Genomic DNA, 17633 nt, shown 5'->3' on the forward strand with positions numbered 1-17633 from the left:
ATAATAGACGATACCCAACAAGGAGAGGTCATGTCCCGCAACACTCTGAACACGCTCAAGGACTTTAATATTTCGGACAGCAAGAAGGGCAAGCTGTATTCCCTGCCTGCGCTGGAAAAAAGCCTGGGCATCAATGTCTCCCGCCTGCCAGTGTCGATTCGCATCGTGCTCGAATCGGTATTGCGCAACTGCGACGGCAAAAAAGTCACCGAAGAACACGTCAAGCAATTGGCGAGCTGGGGCCCGACCGCCGAGCGCACCGACGAGATCCCGTTCGTAGTGGCGCGCGTCGTGCTGCAAGACTTCACCGGCGTACCGCTGCTGGCCGACCTGGCAGCAATGCGCAACGTGGCCGCCAAGATGGGCATCAACGCCAAGAAGATCGAACCGCTGGTACCGGTCGACCTGGTGGTCGACCACTCGGTGACCATCGATCACTACCGCGAAAAGAAAGCGCTGGACCTGAACATGAAGCTGGAATTCTCGCGTAACAACGAGCGTTACCAGTTCATGAAATGGGGCATGCAGGCATTCGACACCTTCGGCGTCGTGCCGCCAGGCTTCGGCATCGTCCACCAGGTCAACCTGGAATACCTGGCACGCGGCGTGCACCACGCAGGCAAGAAAGCCGGCGACGTGTACTACCCTGACACCCTGGTCGGCACCGACTCGCACACCACCATGATCAACGGCATCGGCGTAGTCGGCTGGGGCGTGGGCGGCATCGAGGCGGAAGCCGGCATGCTGGGCCAGCCGGTCTACTTCCTGACGCCTGACGTCATCGGCGTAAACCTGTCCGGCGCGCTGCGCGAAGGCTGCACCGCCACCGATCTGGTACTGACGATTACCGAATTGCTGCGCAAAGAGAAAGTCGTCGGCAAGTTCGTCGAATTCTTCGGCGAAGGCACTGAGTCCTTGACCCTGACGGACCGCGCGACGATCGCCAACATGGCACCGGAATACGGCGCGACCATGGGCTTCTTCCCCGTCGACGAAGCGACCATCGACTACTTCAAGGGCACCGGCCGCAGCAAGGCTGAAATCGCCGCGTTCGAAGGCTACTTCAAGGCGCAGAACCTGTTCGGCGTGCCAAAAGCGGGCGACATCGACTACACCCGCGTGGTGGAACTGAACCTGGCATCGGTCGCTCCGTCGCTGGCCGGCCCGAAACGCCCGCAAGACCGTATCGAAATCGGCAACGTCAAGGCCAACTTCGCCGAGCTGTTCGCCAAGCCGACGACCGAAAACGGCTTCAACAAGAATCCGGCCGACCTGGCTGCCGTGTACGAAACGACGAACGGCGTGAAAGTGTCGAACGGCGACGTGCTGATCGCCGCGATCACCTCGTGCACCAACACCTCGAACCCGAGCGTGATGCTGGCTGCCGGCCTGCTGGCCAAGAAAGCCGTGGAAGCCGGCCTGAAGGTCGCTCCGCACATCAAGACCTCGCTGGCTCCCGGCTCGCGCGTCGTGACCGAATACCTGACCGCCGCCGGCCTGCTGCCCTACCTGGAAAAACTGGGCTTCGGCGTGACCGCCTACGGCTGCACCACCTGTATCGGCAATGCGGGCGACCTGACGCCCGAGCTGAACGCCGCGATTGCCACGCATGACATCGTCGCGTCGGCCGTGCTGTCGGGCAACCGCAACTTCGAAGCGCGTATCCACCCGAACATCCGCTCGAACTTCCTCGCTTCGCCACCGCTGGTCGTCGCTTACGCCATCGCCGGCAACATGACGCGCGACCTGATGACGGAACCTGTCGGCAAGGGCAAGGGCGGCAAGGACGTCTACCTGGGCGACATCTGGCCGACCTCGGCTGAAGTGTCGGCCATGATGAAGTTCGCCATGAACGCCAAGGTATTCAAGGACAACTACGCCGACGTCAAGGGCGCGCCAGGCAAGCTGTGGGAAAAAGTCACCACCGTGTCCGGTCAAGTCTACAACTGGCCGAAATCGACCTACATCGCGGAACCGCCGTTCTTCGACAACTTCTCGATGACACCAGCGGCTGTGGCCACCGGCATCGAAGGCGCGCGCGCACTGGGCGTGTTCGGCGATTCCATCACCACCGACCACATCTCGCCAGCCGGCTCGATCCAGGAAAACGGTCCTGCAGGCAAATGGCTGAAGGAAAACGGCGTCCTGAAAGCGGACTTCAACTCCTACGGCTCGCGCCGCGGCAACCATGAAATCATGATGCGCGGCACGTTCGCCAACGTGCGTATCAAAAACCGCATGATCCCTGCCAAGGCGGACGGTTCGGCGGTCGAAGGCGGCATCACGATCCACCAGCCTTCCGGTGAAGAAATGTCGATCTACGACGCAGCGATGAAATATGTTGCTGAAGGCACGCCAACCATGGTCTTCGGCGGCGAAGAGTACGGTACGGGCTCGTCGCGCGACTGGGCAGCCAAGGGCACCCAGCTGCTGGGCGTGAAAGCCGTGATCACCCGTTCGTTCGAGCGCATCCACCGCTCGAACCTGGTGGGCATGGGCGTGCTGCCGCTGCAATTCATCGGCGACGACAGCGTGCAGACGCTGGGCATCACCGGCAATGAAACCTTCGACCTGAAAGGCCTCGAAGGCGAAATCAAGCCACAGCAACTGGCTACCCTGGTGATCCACCGCGCCGACGGCAGCAGCCAGGAAGTCAAAGTCCTGCTGCGCATCGATACGCCGATCGAAGTCGATTACTACAAGCATGGCGGTATCCTGCCATTCGTGCTGCGTCAACTGCTGGCAGAGTAAGCAGCCCAGCTGTGAGGTAAGATCAAAGCGCCGGTTTCGACCGGCGCTTTTTTTCGCCCCTGCGCCCCGTTCCGACTTGAAATTTCGACTATTGGCATGATCTAAGGACAGCTTACGTATTGCGTGCGGCTGAATCCTCTACAATACGGTTATAAGGGTTTATCATTGTTTGACTGATCCATTTTTTTCACTTTCCGAGACTCTTATCCCGCTATGCGTCGTCCTTCCAAAGATTCATCCCATAAACTGACTGCCGACAGCCAGCGCCTGGTCACCTTTGCCCAGGCGATCGTACAGGCAGCCAGCCGTCTCGAAGAGCGGTCCTGGGAACACAGCCTGGATACGCAGCTCCAGAAATTACTCAAAACCGGCCACCAGGACACCATCGACAACACCCTGGGCAGCCTGTTCAAGGAAGACTTGAACGCCTACGACGTGCTGATGGACTGCGTTGAAGCCATCAGCGAATCGACCGTCGTCACGCATGAAGACGTGCGCTACGACGCCCTGCTCGTCGCCGTGCCCATCCTTGCGTGGACGCGCTTTTCCATCGCCTCCGGCCCCATGGCCGGCGACGCGCACGGCGTGCTGTCCGCACATTTCGCCGCCCACCTGCTGGCCGATGGCACGAAGATGGCCATGGCGCCAACCCTGTACTCGATCGATCAGTTGCCGCGCAGCCACGTCGAGACCTATGCCAAGACGCAAAAGCTGGCCCTGGCCGCCCTGAAGGGCACGGCCGTCAAGCCCTCCAGCAAAGAGGCGGAAACGGCGCCCTTCCTGGCCGACACGCGCTACCTGCTGGTGGCCGTGGTGGCGCCTGCCGGCGCGCCGCTGTTCCGCTGGCAGACGCCTTCGAGCCAGCTCGACTTCATCGCCGAGCGCAGCGCCGCCCTGGAACAATGGCGTACGCAGGCCACGCCGACCATCGCCCGCCTGCTGCCTGGCTGCGGCCTGGAATTGCTGCTGCCGGAAGCCTACTACGTGGCCTGCCGCGAAGCGGACAAGCTGATACGCCCCGTCTCCGTGCGCGCCGCCGTGCACTACCTGACGCACACGCTGGCCATCGAACCGTCGGAACTGCGCGCCGTGATCGCCGGCTTCGGCGAAGAGGCGGCCGACGGTCAGGTCGACGAGTACCGCATCGCCTTCACCCTGCGCCAGGCGCCGGACGTCATCTACGGCATCGTCTGGCCCCTGTACGGCCAGGAAGACGAGGATGGCACGCCGATCGAAGGCCTGATCCAGGTCGGCATCGCCGCACTGGACAAGCAAAAGACGCCCGTCGATGAAATCATCGAACACCTGAACGCCGCCGGCGTGACGCAGATCAAGCGCCACGCGGAACGTTTTGTCGGAGAGTATTGCGACGACTGCGGCGCCCCCCTGTTTGCCGACCCGGTCGGCGAGCTGGCGCATGCGGAAATGCCGGAAGATACGCCGCAGGGTACCGAGCATTTCCATTGATGCGGGCTTGTCGGATTACGCGCGCAGCGCTAATCCGACCTACAATGCCGGCATAGGCCGTAGGCCAGATTAGCCGGAACGGCGTAATCCGACTACGGTTTGAAGAGGTGTCGATGCAATAGGTGTCGATATAATGGTTGAAAGGCAGGCCGTAGGTCGGATTAGCCGGAACGGCGTAATCCGACAACAGCGTTGGCGCATAAAAAAGGCGGAACCCCGGTTCCGCCTTTTTCATTTCAACGTCATTTAAAACACTATCACCACTGCGAGAACGGGTGGCGGATCAGGTTGGCATTGTAGTAGCGCGCATCGCCCGACACTTCCGCGCCTATCCATTCCGGCTTCTCGAAGGGCTGGTCTTCCGAGGCCAGTTCGATCTCGGCCACGAGCAAGCCCGCATTGACGCCCAGGAACTCATCGACTTCCCATACCATGCCCGCGTGTTCGATGCGGTGGCGGTACTTTTCGATCAGCGGCTGTTCGCACAGGCCGTCGAGCAGTTCGACGGCGTCGGCCAGCGGGATCGGATACTCCCACTCGCCACGCGTCGCCCCCACATTGGCGCCCTTGATGGTCAGCATCGCCTGTTCGCCCTCGATGCGCACCCGCACCACGCGCTCGCGCGCGGACGACAGGTAGCCCTGGCGCAGCAGTACTGTCTGCCCCAGGCCGCGCCAGGCATCGCCTTGCAGCAGGAATTTACGCTCGATCTCGACGCCCATGATCAACGCCGCTCAATCCAGCGACAGCAGGATAGGCTGCAGCATGGCCGCACCCAGGGCCGCGCTGCGCGCGCCGTTCCAGCCCACGGCCGGATCCGGCAAGTCGGCATTTTCCTTGAACGGCATTTCCAGCGTCAGCGCCAGGCAGCCGAAGTGGTGGCCGATGTATTTCGACGCAAGGGTCAGCATGTCCGACTTGTACTTGCTGGCCGCATAGCCGAACTTGTCCTGGAAATCGGGGCTGGCCTGCTTGTAGCGCTCGATAAAGGCTTTCTGGTGCGCCGCTTGCGCCGGCGTGAAGTTTTCCAGCATTTCGTTGCCGGCCACAAAGTTGTACGGCAGCGCTTCATCGCCGTGGATGTCGAAGAACATGTCGACGCCCGTTTCGTGGATCTTGTTTTTCACGCACAGCACTTCCGGGCTCGATTCCAGCGATGGCGTCATCCATTCGCGGTTCAGGTTGGCGCCAGCCGCATTCGTGCGCAGGTTGCCGCGAATCGAGCCGTCCGGGTTCATGTTCGGCACGATGTGGAACACGGCGCGCTGCAAGAGTTTGCGTGCGATCGGGTTGGCGTCGTCGAGCAGCGAGTCGATCAAGCCTTCGACGAACCATTCGGCCATCGATTCGCCCGGATGCTGGCGCGCGATGACCCAGATTTTCTTTTCCGCCTGCGGATTGCCGATGGTAACCATGTTCATGTCGCGGCCATCGACAGTGCTGCCCAGGTCCGATACGCGCGCCAGCGGATGCTCGGCCACTTCGCCCAGCAGGCGCAAATGGCGTTCCCACGAGTACGGTTCGAAGTAGGCGTAGTACACGCTGTCAAGTTCCGGCGTGTGCGAGATCGTCATGACCTGGCCGTCGAACGTCGTCGGCACGCGGAACCAGTTTTCGCTGTCGTAGCTGGCCACGGCCTGGTAGTCTTCATAGCCGGCCGGATAGGTGGCCTGGCCCGCGTTCAGGAAGCGCATCGTGCATGCCTGGCCGCGCGCGCCCTGCAGGCGGAAGTGGAACCACTGGTGGATGTCGGCGTGGCTATCCTTGCGCAAGTTCAGGTCGATGGCGCCGGCGCTGGTGGCGCTCACCACGTCGATGGCGCCCGAGTCGAAGTTCTGGCTGATTTTAATGGTCATGTAATGATCCCGTCCGAATGTAAGTGTGCCGGCGTCGCCTCGCGGGCGGCCGCCGTTGCGCTAAACGCAGTGTAAGCTATACCTCTATTTTCCGCCCTTTGTCCCCGTTCGCAAAGCCTGGCCGGCCGATTCGTGCACCATTCCGGGGCATCGATGGAAAAGCGGGGGTCAAAAGCGCGAAAAATCGGTCTACTGTCGCATCCACCGGACAAAAAACTGAATTGTAACAATGCCAGACACATTAGCGGGCCATCGCGCCCCTATAATTCCTGCTTTCATAGAGTCGCCAGGAAAGAGTCGTGGACAAGAAGTTGACCAATATTCAGGAAAGAAAGTTGCGCGAGGCGCAGGCGCGGCGCGAACACATCATCGACGTCGTCAAAGACCTCATCAAAAAGGGTGGCGCGCGCGCCGTCTCCATCCGCAAGGTGGCCGAGGCGGCAGGATTTTCCACCACCGTCGTGTACGCCCTGTTCCGCGACAAGGCCACCCTGATCGCCCAGGCCATGGACAAGGATTTGCTGGAACTGGTACGCGCCATGCGCACCGCCTGCGCCAACAGCATGGACCCATGGGAACGCATCAGCCTGGTCGGCCGCGCCTACATCGAGTACGGCTTCCAGCATCCGGACGAGTATTCGCTGATCTTCATGGAGCTGCGTCCGCACGCGGAAGTCGACGCCGTCGAAGTGGAACACGGCAATATCGAGCAAGACCCGTATGCCTACGCGCTGCACCTGTTCGGCGAACTGGCGCAGGCGGGTCAGGTACGCCAGGAAGAGCCGGCGCTGCACACGATGACGCAAATCTTTTGGCAGTCTCTGCACGGCCTCGTTTCCCTGCGCATCGTCATGGATGCGGGCGACCCATGGACGCCGCACCTGGAAATGAACGCACATATCGACGACCTGCTGGCTGTCGTCACGGCAGGCATCCGCCTGCGCTTTGCACCGTCCTCGTGACGTTTGACCCAGCGCAAACCGCCCGGACGGAAAAGGCGGACAGTGGGGTGACGCCGCCTGCGCTGGTGCAGCGCGGCTCGCGCGAAGGAGTGCGAGATGAACGAAGCCTATGCCACGGACCGGCTTGACAAACAGCAAAGCGCGAACAATGCTGTACGCATGGAAGCGCGCCTGACAAAACTGGAAACGGACCGGGAACATGACCGGCTATGGTTCAAGACCCTGGAACAGCGTCTTGGCGAAGGCCTGGACAACGTGCGTGCGGAATTGCGCGACGAGTCGCAGCTGCTGCGGGCCGACCTGACGCAATTTCGCGGCGACCTGCGCGGCGACTGCCACGCCTTGCGCACGGAACTGGGCGACATCCGCAAACACATGCACACTCACTTCCTGTGGTTCATGGGCATCCAGGCCACCACCACGTTTGCCCTGCTGGGCCTGGGCGCCAAGGCGCTGCATATGTATTGAATTGTGAAAAAGGCAGGCGCGGTGCCGCACCGCCCTGCCCTGTGTTTACGCTGACGCAAACTACTGCGCTGCCAGCATGCTCTGCGTTTCCTGATAGCGCGTATGCCACGACAGCGCCTGTTCCAGGATGTGCGGCGTATGGCCACCGCGCTGGCATGCCGCGTCGTAATACGCGCGCAATTGATCGCGGTAAGCGGGATGCGTGCAGCGCTCGATGATCAAGGGCGCCCGTTCGCGCGGCGCCAGGCCGCGCAAGTCTGCATAGCCCCACTCCGTCACCAGCACGTCGACGTCATGCTCCGTATGGTCGACATGCGAGACCATCGGCACGACGCTGGAAATGCGCCCGCCCTTGGCCGCCGATTTCGACACAAACATCGACACTTGCCCGTTGCGCGCGAAGTCGCCCGAGCCGCCGATGCCGTTCATCATGTGCGTGCCGCACACGTGCGTGGAATTGACGTTGCCATAGATATCGAACTCCAGCGCCGTGTTCAGGGCGATGATGCCCAGGCGGCGCACGATTTCCGGGTGGTTGCTGATCTCTTGCGGGCGCAGCACGATTTTCGAGCGGTAGTGGTCGATATTGTCCATCAGCTTCTGGTGCACGGCGGCCGACAGGGTGATCGACGAAGCCGAGGCAAACGCCAGCTGGCCCGAATCGAGCAGTTCGATGGCGCTGTCCTGCAGCACTTCCGAATACATCGTCATGTTCTGGAAGGGCGAACCGATCAGGCCGTGCAGCACGGCGTTGGCGATGGTGCCGATGCCCGCCTGCAGCGGCAGCAATTCCGGCCCCATGCGCCCGGCCGCCACTTCGCCTTCGAGGAAGGCAATCACATGGCCGGCGATCGCTTGCGTTTCCGCGTCGGGGGGCAAGGCGTTCGACGGGCTGTCGGGGCTGTCCGTGATGACGATGGCGGCAATGCGGGCCGGGTCGATGGCGATGGCTGTGCTGCCCAGGCGCTGGTCGACACGCGTGAGAGGAATCGGTTCCCGGCCCGGCAAGGTATGCGGAATATAGATGTCGTGCAAGCCTTCCAGCGCCAGCGGCGTGGACAGGTTGATTTCGATGATGACTTGCTTCGCCTGCTGGGCGAAGGCGGCGGAGTTGCCCACCGACATGGTCGGGATGATGGCGCCGGCCGCCGTGATGGCCGTCGCTTCGATGACGGCGATGTCGACGGCAGCCAGGTTGCCCGAGCGCAGCTGCTCAGCCGTTTCCGACAGATGCTGGTCGATGAACATGACTTCGCCCTTGTTGATCTTGCCGCGCAAGACAGGGTCGACCTGGAACGGCATGCGGCGCGCCAGCACGCCCGCTTCGGCCATCAGGCCGTCGCTGCCATTGCCCAGCGAAGCGCCCGTGATCAGGGTCAGGCTCAAGGGGCCTTGCAGGGCACGCTCGGCCAGGGCGCGCGGCAAGGCCTTGGCGTCGCCGGCACGGGTAAAGCCGCTCATGCCTACACGCATGCCGCTGTGGAACAATTTGGCTGCCTCATCGGCGCTCATGATTTTGCTGAGCAAGCCTGGGTGGCGGATACGGTCCTCGTACATCGTGATGCTCCTGATATTCTTAATATTCTCAAACTGGATGGCTGTCATACACCAACCCCATAAGTGGTTTCAGTATAAAATCCCGCTTACATGCATGGCATGAATTAATTTCGCCACATCCAGTCGATATTTTCATGTCGCGCCACTGCCGAGCACCCTCTTGGATATCCGTTCCCTGCGCTATTTCGTCGAAACCGTGCGCCTGTCGAGCTTTACGCAGGCGGCCGAATCGCTGCACCTGACCCAGTCGACCATCAGCAAGATGGTGCGCCAGCTGGAAGACGAGGTGGGCGCGCAGCTGCTGGTGCGCGACGGGCGCAAGCTGACCTTGACGGACACGGGCCGCATCGTCTACCAGCACGGCCAGGAAATGCTGGCAAACATGCGCCAGCTGACCCTGGAAGTGCGCGACACCCAGGCCTTGCAGCGCGGCAGCCTGACGGTGGGCATCCCGCCCATGATCAATGTGCTGTTTACCCCTGTATTAAAAGCCTTCCGCGCGCGCCATCCGCACATCAGCCTGACCCTGCAGGAAGACACGGGCCAGCAGATCGAACGCAAGGTGGCGGCCGGCGAGCTGGAAATCGGCATGACGGTGCTGCCGGCAGACCCGGAACTCGACCTCGTGGCCGTGGAAGTGGCCAGCTACCCGATCTGGGCCCTGGCCGAGCCGGGCACGTTCCAGAAAAACCGCACGACGCTGCCCTTCAAGGCGCTGGCAGACTTGCCGCTGGTGTTATTGAAAGATGATTTCGCCCTGACGCGCAGCCTGCGCCAGCATTTCGCGCAGGCGGGCTTCGCGCCAACCATCGCCGCGCAGAGCGGCCAGTGGGACTGGCTGGTGGCGATGGCGTCGGCCGGCCTGGGCGTGGCCCTGCTGCCCGAGCCGTTCATCCACCGCCTGGCCGGCGAACCGTTGGAGACGGTGCGCATCGTCGAGCCGGAAGTGGCGTGGCAGGTGGCGCACGTCTGGAGCGGGCGCTATCTGTCGCACGCGGCGCGCGCCTGGCTCGAGGTGTGCCAGGACGTGCTGGGCACGCAATTCGCGCACTGACGTAAAAAAGGGTGGCCGAGGCCACCCTTTATGTTGATAACGCTACCTTGTTTACTTGGCGTCGTCGCTGTACATGCTGGCGTACTTCCAGCCGAAGTACAAAATAAACGTGTAGCACAGGGCCGGCACGAGGAACGACAGTTGCAGGTTGATGTGGTCGGCCAGGAAGCCCTGGATGAACGGCACGATGGCGCCGCCGACGATGGCCATGCACAGGATGCCCGAACCTTGCCCCGTTTGCGCGCCCAGCTTGTTCAAGGCCATGCTGAAGATGGTCGGGAACATGATGGAGTTGAACAGGCCGACGGCGATCAATGCCCACATGGCCGTGTGACCGCTGGAGAACACGGCGACGAGGATCAGCGCGATGACGACGGCGGCGTTGAAGGCCAGGGTCTTGCCCGGGCTGACATAGCGCATCACGGCAAAGCCGACGAAGCGGCCCAGCATGGCGCCGCCCCAGTAATAGCTGACGAAATAGGCGGCGTCGGCGTGGCTGAGGCCCGCGATGTGGCTCTCGCCCAGGAAGTTGATCAGGAAGCTGCCGATGCTCACTTCACCGCCCACGTACAGGAAGATGGCCAGCGCGCCCAGCACCAGGTGGCGGTGCGACCAGATCGAGACCTTGTTGCCGTCCTGCGCCAGGGCGGCCGCATCGTCGGCATGCGAAATCTTCGGCAGTTTGGCCAGCGCGAACAGCACGGCCAGGATCACCAGGGTGGCGGCCAGTACTAGGTACGGGCCTTGCACGGAAGCGGCTTCCTTGGCGCGGTAGGCCAGTTGCTCGGCCGCCGGCAGCAGGTCGAACTGCTGCACCGTCAGCACGGTGCCGGACAAAATCAGCATGCCGCCCAGCGCAGGCGCCACGGTGGTCCCCAGCGCATTGAACGCCTGCGTCAGGGTCAATCGGCTCGACGCCGTCTGCGGGTCGCCCAGTTCCGTCACATACGGGTTGGCGGCCACCTGCAGCACGGTGATGCCGGCCGCCAGGATGAAGAAGGACAACAGGAACAGCGCATAGCTGCCGGTCGAAGCCGGGTAGAACATGGCGCAGCCGGCGGCGGCGATCAGCAGGCCGGCGACGACGCCGCGCTGGTAGCCGATTTTCTTGATCAGCATGCCGGCGGGCAGCGAAACGATGGCGTAGGCGCCAAAGAAGCAGAACTGCACCAGCATCGCCTGGACATAGGTCAAGGTGTAGATCGAGCGCAGATGGGGAATCAGCACATCATTGAGCGAGGTCAGCAGTCCCCACATGAAAAACAGGACCGTGACAATGATCAGGGCGCCTGTATTGTTTTGCGTGCCGGCCTGCGCGGACTGGACGCCCTGGCCTTGCTTTACGTATTCCATACCTTCTCCATTTTTCAATTCCAAGTTGATCTTGCCAGGCATGGAAGCGTTTCCACCCGGGCAGCACCAGGACGCGCAAGCGCCACGCAGATATCAGCGTGGGCCATGACTGCCATCAACGAAATGGGGCAGGCTTGGCGCTTCTTGCGCGCGGCAGGCGCACGGCCGACCGTTTCTCGCCAGAATGACGTCTTGTAGGCGCGGCATGCCTGCGGGCTGCGTCTGAAAACAACATTCGGGGCAAAACAGTCTTGTAGTAAAACTACGATACTGCGCCCGCATTATGCCTTAAAGCCCCGTATTGCGCAGCTTTCCCGGCTGTTATTTCAAAATTGAATAGCTGACATTTGAAATCAAAAGTAGCCTTATAACTTGGAGTCGCTATACTTATATTGCAGTGCAGCACAACGCGGCACGCCACATAAGGAGTCTGCCATGTCTACCGCATTTACTTACCACACCACGCAAAACAGCAATATAGTCGCCACCCTGGTCCACGCCGCAAAACGCGTCGGTGCCTGGCTGAACCAAAGCAGCGACCGCCGCGAGCGCGCTTACGAAGAAGCCTACCTGGCCGAATCGACCGACCGTTACGATCTGGAATACCGCATGCGCGAACTGGCCCGTGCCAACCCGCAGCCAAGCTGGATGAGCGGTCTGAGCCGTTAAGAGTGCCGTAATACCCAGCCACTCATCACAGCCCGTCATCGGCTGTTGCAACATCGATAGCGCCATCCTGCTCGCCTTGCGCTTGAGCACAGGATGGGCTATACAGGCGGGATGCAAACGCCCATTACCATCCTCGCCATCGCCGGCAGCCTGCGCGCCGCCTCCCTGAACACCGCCCTGCTGCGCGCCATTGCCGGACTTGCTCCAGCGCCATTCGACGTCCGCATCTATCCGGGACTCGGTGAACTGCCGCTGTTCAATCCCGACCTCGACGCCGACAGCCTGCCCGCCGTGACGGGTCTGCGCGACGCCATCCTGGCGGCCGACGTGCTGATGCTGGCCAGCCCCGAGTATGCGCACGGCGTGAGCGGACCCATGAAGAATGCGCTGGACTGGATGGTGGGAAATGAATCGTTCATCGACAAGCCGCTGGTGCTGCTGAACGCCTCGCCGCGCGCCACGCACGCGCAGGCGGCCCTGCGCGAAACGGTGCGCACCATGTCGGCGCGCCTGATCGACGAGGCCTGCATCAGCCTGCCCCTGCTGGGGTCGGGACTCGATGCGGAAGGCATCGCCGCAGACCCGGCATTGCGCCGGGCCCTGCTCGCTATGTTGCAATGCATCAGGTCATTTTCATGACCGTCTGCACGTTTTACTATCAATTCATCTAGTTTTACTACGTACTTCTACGGACCGCTCAATGCGGGATCATGCCGGTGAACACGTACGCTTGCAGCATGGTGATGATGCCGATGATGATGGCAAACAACAGGCTGTGCTTCAAGGTGAAGCGGAACAGGTCCGATTCCTTGCCCACCAGGCCCGTTGCCGCGCAGGCGACGGCGATCGACTGGGGCGAGATCATCTTCGCCGTCACGCCGCCCGTCGTATTGGCCGCCACCATCAAGGTGTCGGACACGCCGATCTGGTGCGCCGTCGTGTTTTGCAGGGAGCAGAACAAGGCGTTCGACGACGTGTCGGAACCCGTCAGGAAGACGCCCAGCCAGCCCAGGAATGGCGAGAAGAACGGGAAGGCGGCGCCGCTGCCGGCCAGCAGCAGGGCCAGCGTGGACGACATGCCCGAGTAATTGGCAACGAAGGCAAACGCCAGCACCAGGCCGATCGACAGCACGGGACGGCGCAACTCCGCCACGGTTTCCACGAACGCCTTGACGCCATCGCGCGGCTTCATGCGCAGCATCAGCATCGACAATACGGCCGTCAGCAAGATCGCCGTGCCCACGGCCGACAGCAGATCGAGCTTGAACACGGCGTCATACGCCTTCGGTTCCGCCACGATGGGCATGGTCTTCATCACCAGTTTATCGAGATAGGGCACGTGGATCTTGATGACCAGGCCAGACAGCGCGCCGCCGGCGGCAAACAGGGCCTTGAAGCCGGGCAGGCTCCACACGGTGACGATGGCCGTCAACAGGCCGAACGGCGCCCAGGCACGCATGGTCTGCGCCGTCGTGTAAGGGGAAGCGGCGCGGTTGCCGCCGCCGCGCAGGTCCGCAGCACCGCCCGCGCCGCCAAAACCGGACAGCGCGGCCGTGCCGCCGCCGACGGCATGCGCCACTTTCGCATTCTTCGGCTGCCACACTTTCAGGAACAGGGTCAGCGAGACCAGGCTGACGAGGGCCGAGGTGATGTCCGGCAGTTCAGGGCCGATATGGTTCGACGTGAAGTACTGGGTCACGGCAAAACTCAAACCCGTCACCAGGGCGGCTGGCCATACTTCGCGCACGCCGCGCAAGCCATCCATCATGAAGACCAGCCAGAACGGCACCAGCAGCGACAGCAGCGGCAACTGGCGGCCCGCCATGGCGCCGATCAGGAAGGGGTCGATGCCCGTCACCTGGCCCGCCACGATGATGGGAATGCCCATGGCGCCGAAGGCCACGGGCGCCGTATTGGCGATCAGGCACAGGCCCGCCGCATACAGCGGATTGAAGCCCAGGCCCACCAGCAAGGCCGAGGTGATGGCGACGGGCGCGCCGAAGCCGGCCGCCCCTTCCAGGAAGGCGCCGAAGGCAAAGCCGATCAAGAGCACCTGCAAACGCTGGTCGTCCGTTACCGACAGCACGGAGGCGCGGATGATCTCGATCTGACCTGTCTTGACGACGATTTTATACAAGAAGACGGCCGTGACGATGATCCAGGCGATGGGCCACAAGCCATACGCAAAACCGTAACCGGCCGCCGCCAGCGCCTGCGGCACGGGCATGCCATACGCGAAGATGGCCACCGCCAGCGCCAGCGCCAGGGTGACGGCGGCCGCCACGTGGCCCTTGATGCGCAGCGCCGCCAGGGCGATGAAGAAGAAAATAATGGGCACGGCTGCCGCCAGCGACGACAGCCACAAGCTGCCGAGCGGTGTATAAAGTTGGGTCCAGGTTTGCATGTCGGGTCTCCTCCGGTGGATGCGGGTTGAATGAAAAAACGGCTTTTGATGTAATTGTGTGCAGCGTGTTTTTTGCGGTATGGGGGGGGCGTCGCTATTCTTCCTGCCCCCGTGCGTTGAGCAGGTCGGCCAGGCTGCGCGGCGCCGGTTGTAAAGGCTTGCGGTGCTGCGTCCAGCCCAGTTGCGCGCGCGGCGTCAGCAGCCGCAACCGCGTGGCGACCCAGCGGAACAGGCGGTAGCTGGCGGGGCGCGCGAAGGCGCCGCTCCAGAAGCGCCAGATCAGGCTTTCGCCGCGGCTGAACTTGGCCCCCTGCCCGCGCAGCGGATGCGCCACCTGTTCGTCAGGATTGCGGTTCGCCTCCGTGCGCAGGCGCACCAGCAGCTGCGGAATCGGGATGCGCACGGGGCACACTTCGCCGCAGGCGCCGCACAGGCTCGATGCGGTGGCCAGGTCCGCCGTCGCGGCGAGTCCCAGCAAGTGGGGCGAAATGATCTTGCCGATCGGTCCCGGATACGTGGTGCCGTAAGCGTGGCCGCCGATGCGCGTATAGACGGGGCAGTGGTTCATGCAGGCGCCGCAGCGGATGCATTGCAGGGTGGCGCGCAGCTGCTCGTCGGCATAGGCCTGGCTGCGGCCGTTGTCGAGCAAAACCAGATGCACTTCGCGCGGGCCATCTAGTTCACCGGCGCGGCGCGGGCCGGAAATCAGGTTGAAATACGTGGTGATGGCCTGGCCCGTCGCCGAACGCGTCAGCAGGCTGGCCAGCGGCACGATGTGTTCGAGCCTGGCCACCACTTTTTCCATGCCCATGATGGCGATGTGCACCTCCGGCACGGACGTCGTCAACCGGCCATTGCCCTCGTTTTCCACCAGCCACAGGGTGCCCGTGTCGGCCGCCGCGAAGTTCACGCCCGACAGGCCGATATCCGCCTCGACGAAGGCCTGGCGCAGGGCGCGCCGCCCCGTCTGGATCAGGCTGTCGACGTCTTCCGTGTAGGGCGCATCGGGGATGTGCTCGGCGAACAGGCCGGCGATGTCGGCCTTGGTCTTGTGGATGGCCGGCATGACGATGTGCGACGGCTTTTCGCCTGCCAGCTGGACGATGTACTCGCCCATGTCCGACTCCAGGCAGCGCATGCCGCGCGCTTCCAGGTAGTGATTGAGCTCGATTTCCTCGCTGGCCATCGACTTGCCCTTGATGAAGCGCGTCGCCTGGTTGCGCTGTGCGATGGCGTGGATGATGGCGTTGGCCTGCTCGCCATCCTCGGCCCAGTGCACCTGCACGCCGGCCGCTGTCAGCCGCTCCTCCAGCTGCACCAGCAAATCGGGCAGACGCGCCAGCGCGTGCCGGCGCACGGCTTCGCCGATGTCGCGCAGGCGTTCCAGCTCGTCGCCGTCGGGAAATTGGGCGCTGCGCTTGTCCTGTAAAAAATCCATGGCGCCGCGAAAGCTCTGGCGCAGTTTCGGGTCGTCCAGCGCGGCGCGGGCGCGCGCATGAAAGTCCGCCGGCTTGACGAATTGCAGGGGCTTGGCGTTCATGGCTGGCCTCCTTCGTGGGCTGGCAAGTCGTCGATGATCAATACCCACAGCCAGCGCGGGCCGTGCGCGCCATACGCGAGCGTTTGCTGGATATCCGACGTTTTCGAGGGGCCCGACACCAGCACCAGGTTGGCCGGCATGCCGTCCGCCCAGCGCTCGGCGCGCGCCGCCGCGTGCAAGTCCACGTGCAGGCTGCTCGCATACACGAGGCAGACGTGCAGCGGAGGCGCCAAGGACACCGTGCGCGGCGTGGCCGCATCGGGCGCGATGACCAGGGTACCGGTGGCGGCGATGCCGGAGCGCGCGACGGTCAACCCCGCGTCGACGGTGTCGAACAGCTCTCCCTTCCACTGCACCAGCGGACGGTCAAACGACAGCGCTGCCACGCCCTGCGGCAAGGCGGCGCGCAAGGCCTGCCCTTCGGCGCTGCCGGTATCGAGCAGCAAACGGCGCACGCCGTGTTCACCGAGGCGCTGCGCCAGCAGGGCTGGCCAGGCGTCCGCGCTCACGCAGTCGACCTGCGCGTGCGCAGCGCGCAAGGCTGCCTGCATGGCGGCTATCCTGTACCGTGCCGACAGCGGCGCGGCAGCGCGACGCGCCTGGTAGTGATTGTCGATGGCGGTATCGATGAACTCCACCGCTTCGGGCGCGGAGGGCGCGGCGGCGCGCAAACGCCCCAGCATGCGTTCGCGGGCGGTCAATGCCGTACTCATGCCACGCCTCCCGTGCGGCGCCATAAAAAGCTGGCCAGGTGCTCGACGGGCAGCGGTGCACCCTGGTGCTGCGCGGCGTGGCCGATATTGAGCAGGCAGCCGCAGTCGGCCGAAACGAGCCGGTCGCAGCCCGTGGCGCAGGCCGAGGCGATCTTGTCGCTGACCATGGCGCCGGAAATATCGGGGTGTTTCAAGGAGAACGTGCCGCCGAAGCCGCAGCATTCCGATTCGCGCTGGTGTTCGATGCGCGTCACGCCGGGCAAGGCGTCGACCAGTGCCACGCCGTGGGTGCGCGTGCCCATTTCGCGGCGCGCGCCGCACGAGGTATGCAATACCACGTTTTCATCGGCCTGGCCGGGGTTGGCCAGGGCCAGGCCGGCCAGGTCGAGCCGCAGCACGCAGACGAGAAATTCGCTCAGTTCATACACGCGTCCGGCCAGTTCGGCCGCCTTCGGGCCGGCCACCGGGTCGTCCTGGAACAGCTGCGGCCAGTGGTGACGCATCATGCCGGCACAGGAACCGGACGGCACGATCACGGGCCAGGGCTGCGCAAACAGGTCGAGCTGGGCGCGCGCCACGGCACGCGCCTGTTCCGGATTGCCGCTGCTGTAGGCGGGCTGGCCACAGCAGCTCTGGCCGCGCGGATAGTGCACCAGCAAGCCTTCCCGTTCCAGCAGGCGCACCGCGTCGAGCCCCGCCTGCGGCACGAACAGGTCGACCAGGCAGGTGGCGAACAGGTACACCTCGTGTGGTGATGGCGGATAGTGACGCGGCTGGCGCGGGTCTGGCTGCATGAGTGTGTCTCCCCGGCGCTCTGTGTGTTGCTGCGGCGCCGCTGT

15 protein-coding genes are annotated in these 17633 nt (G+C 63.3%); 7 read left to right on the forward strand and 8 right to left on the reverse strand.

Going from position 1 to position 17633, the window contains the following annotated elements; translation table 11 throughout:
* Window positions 1-30 precede the first annotated feature (30 nt).
* Entirely contained in the window at window positions 31-2751 is a 2721-nt protein-coding gene (gene acnA, locus AC3RCG_RS21080; RefSeq protein WP_070310013.1) for an aconitate hydratase AcnA, read from the forward strand.
* A gap of 213 nt (window positions 2752-2964) precedes the next feature.
* Complete coding sequence (locus tag AC3RCG_RS21085) at window positions 2965-4218, forward strand: DUF2863 family protein (protein ID WP_070219186.1); 1254 nt, start codon at window positions 2965-2967, stop codon at window positions 4216-4218.
* A 257-nt stretch (window positions 4219-4475) separates the two neighbouring features.
* On the opposite strand, the gene AC3RCG_RS21090 is transcribed toward AC3RCG_RS21085, so the two are convergent.
* On the reverse strand, window positions 4476-4940 hold the full coding sequence (locus tag AC3RCG_RS21090) for a CYTH domain-containing protein (protein ID WP_070219211.1): 465 nt from the start codon (window positions 4938-4940) through the stop codon (window positions 4476-4478).
* A 12-nt stretch (window positions 4941-4952) separates the two neighbouring features.
* The gene (locus AC3RCG_RS21095) at window positions 4953-6074 is read right to left on the reverse strand and encodes a M14 family metallopeptidase (protein WP_070219185.1); all 1122 of its coding nucleotides are present in this window, start codon (window positions 6072-6074) and stop codon (window positions 4953-4955) included.
* A gap of 299 nt (window positions 6075-6373) precedes the next feature.
* Between AC3RCG_RS21095 and AC3RCG_RS21100 the strand changes: the two genes are divergently transcribed.
* Window positions 6374-7036, forward strand: coding sequence for a TetR/AcrR family transcriptional regulator (locus AC3RCG_RS21100; protein ID WP_230505801.1), 663 nt, complete (start codon window positions 6374-6376; stop codon window positions 7034-7036).
* 96 nt (window positions 7037-7132) lie between these two features.
* Window positions 7133-7504 carry a hypothetical protein gene (locus AC3RCG_RS21105; RefSeq protein ID WP_070219183.1) on the forward strand — a complete coding sequence of 124 codons (372 nt, stop codon included), beginning with the start codon at window positions 7133-7135 and terminating at the stop codon, window positions 7502-7504.
* Window positions 7505-7564: 60 nt separating this feature from the next.
* Here the strand turns inward: AC3RCG_RS21105 and scpC are convergent, their stop codons facing one another.
* Window positions 7565-9061, reverse strand: a complete 1497-nt coding sequence (scpC, locus tag AC3RCG_RS21110; protein WP_070290606.1) for a succinyl-CoA:acetate CoA-transferase ScpC — start codon at window positions 9059-9061, stop codon at window positions 7565-7567.
* Window positions 9062-9221: 160 nt separating this feature from the next.
* Between scpC and AC3RCG_RS21115 the strand changes: the two genes are divergently transcribed.
* A complete protein-coding gene (locus AC3RCG_RS21115; protein WP_230542190.1) occupies window positions 9222-10115 on the forward strand; it encodes a LysR substrate-binding domain-containing protein in 894 nt (297 codons plus the stop codon).
* Between the two features lie 51 nt (window positions 10116-10166).
* Here the strand turns inward: AC3RCG_RS21115 and fucP are convergent, their stop codons facing one another.
* Complete coding sequence (gene fucP / locus AC3RCG_RS21120) at window positions 10167-11468, reverse strand: L-fucose:H+ symporter permease (RefSeq protein ID WP_070290605.1); 1302 nt, start codon at window positions 11466-11468, stop codon at window positions 10167-10169.
* Between the two features lie 435 nt (window positions 11469-11903).
* On the opposite strand from fucP, the gene AC3RCG_RS21125 reads away from it, so the two are divergent.
* On the forward strand, window positions 11904-12137 hold the full coding sequence (locus AC3RCG_RS21125) for a DUF3563 family protein (protein ID WP_080698581.1): 234 nt from the start codon (window positions 11904-11906) through the stop codon (window positions 12135-12137).
* A 111-nt stretch (window positions 12138-12248) separates the two neighbouring features.
* Window positions 12249-12776 (forward strand): NADPH-dependent FMN reductase, encoded by a 528-nt coding sequence (locus tag AC3RCG_RS21130; RefSeq protein ID WP_492404689.1) that lies wholly within the window; start codon window positions 12249-12251, stop codon window positions 12774-12776.
* A 58-nt stretch (window positions 12777-12834) separates the two neighbouring features.
* Here AC3RCG_RS21130 and AC3RCG_RS21135 read toward each other — a convergent pair whose 3' ends face one another.
* The 4 genes from AC3RCG_RS21135 to AC3RCG_RS21150 form a co-directional block, all read right to left on the reverse strand.
* Window positions 12835-14541, reverse strand: coding sequence for a lactate permease LctP family transporter (locus AC3RCG_RS21135; RefSeq protein WP_492404691.1), 1707 nt, complete (start codon window positions 14539-14541; stop codon window positions 12835-12837).
* Between the two features lie 94 nt (window positions 14542-14635).
* Complete coding sequence (locus AC3RCG_RS21140; protein WP_492404693.1) at window positions 14636-16081, reverse strand: LutB/LldF family L-lactate oxidation iron-sulfur protein; 1446 nt, start codon at window positions 16079-16081, stop codon at window positions 14636-14638.
* Complete coding sequence (locus tag AC3RCG_RS21145; protein ID WP_492404695.1) at window positions 16078-16794, reverse strand: LutC/YkgG family protein; 717 nt, start codon at window positions 16792-16794, stop codon at window positions 16078-16080. Before AC3RCG_RS21145 ends, AC3RCG_RS21140 begins: the two co-directional genes overlap by 4 nt.
* Window positions 16791-17588: a (Fe-S)-binding protein gene (locus AC3RCG_RS21150; RefSeq protein WP_492404697.1), complete on the reverse strand. Its 798-nt coding sequence runs from the start codon at window positions 17586-17588 to the stop codon at window positions 16791-16793. The genes AC3RCG_RS21145 and AC3RCG_RS21150 overlap by 4 nt, the downstream gene beginning before the upstream one ends.
* Window positions 17589-17633: the final 45 nt, after the last annotated feature.

This window comes from Janthinobacterium sp. GW823-FHT01H08, from assembly GCF_058797855.1.

Excerpts from the sequence above, each read along its gene's own strand:
- AC3RCG_RS21095 (WP_070219185.1), bottom strand. The coding sequence starts at position 6,074 with ATGACCATTAAAATCAGCCAGAACTTCGACTCGGGCGCCATCGACGTG.
- AC3RCG_RS21135 (WP_492404691.1), bottom strand. The coding sequence starts at position 14,541 with ATGCAAACCTGGACCCAACTTTATACACCGCTCGGCAGCTTGTGGCTG.
- AC3RCG_RS21125 (WP_080698581.1), top strand. The coding sequence starts at position 11,904 with ATGTCTACCGCATTTACTTACCACACCACGCAAAACAGCAATATAGTC.
- AC3RCG_RS21090 (WP_070219211.1), bottom strand. The coding sequence starts at position 4,940 with ATGGGCGTCGAGATCGAGCGTAAATTCCTGCTGCAAGGCGATGCCTGG.
- AC3RCG_RS21145 (WP_492404695.1), bottom strand. The coding sequence starts at position 16,794 with ATGAGTACGGCATTGACCGCCCGCGAACGCATGCTGGGGCGTTTGCGC.
- scpC (WP_070290606.1), bottom strand. The coding sequence starts at position 9,061 with ATGTACGAGGACCGTATCCGCCACCCAGGCTTGCTCAGCAAAATCATG.
- AC3RCG_RS21105 (WP_070219183.1), top strand. The coding sequence starts at position 7,133 with ATGAACGAAGCCTATGCCACGGACCGGCTTGACAAACAGCAAAGCGCG.
- AC3RCG_RS21085 (WP_070219186.1), top strand. The coding sequence starts at position 2,965 with ATGCGTCGTCCTTCCAAAGATTCATCCCATAAACTGACTGCCGACAGC.
- AC3RCG_RS21130 (WP_492404689.1), top strand. The coding sequence starts at position 12,249 with ATGCAAACGCCCATTACCATCCTCGCCATCGCCGGCAGCCTGCGCGCC.
- fucP (WP_070290605.1), bottom strand. The coding sequence starts at position 11,468 with ATGGAATACGTAAAGCAAGGCCAGGGCGTCCAGTCCGCGCAGGCCGGC.
- AC3RCG_RS21140 (WP_492404693.1), bottom strand. The coding sequence starts at position 16,081 with ATGAACGCCAAGCCCCTGCAATTCGTCAAGCCGGCGGACTTTCATGCG.
- AC3RCG_RS21150 (WP_492404697.1), bottom strand. The coding sequence starts at position 17,588 with ATGCAGCCAGACCCGCGCCAGCCGCGTCACTATCCGCCATCACCACAC.
- acnA (WP_070310013.1), top strand. The coding sequence starts at position 31 with ATGTCCCGCAACACTCTGAACACGCTCAAGGACTTTAATATTTCGGAC.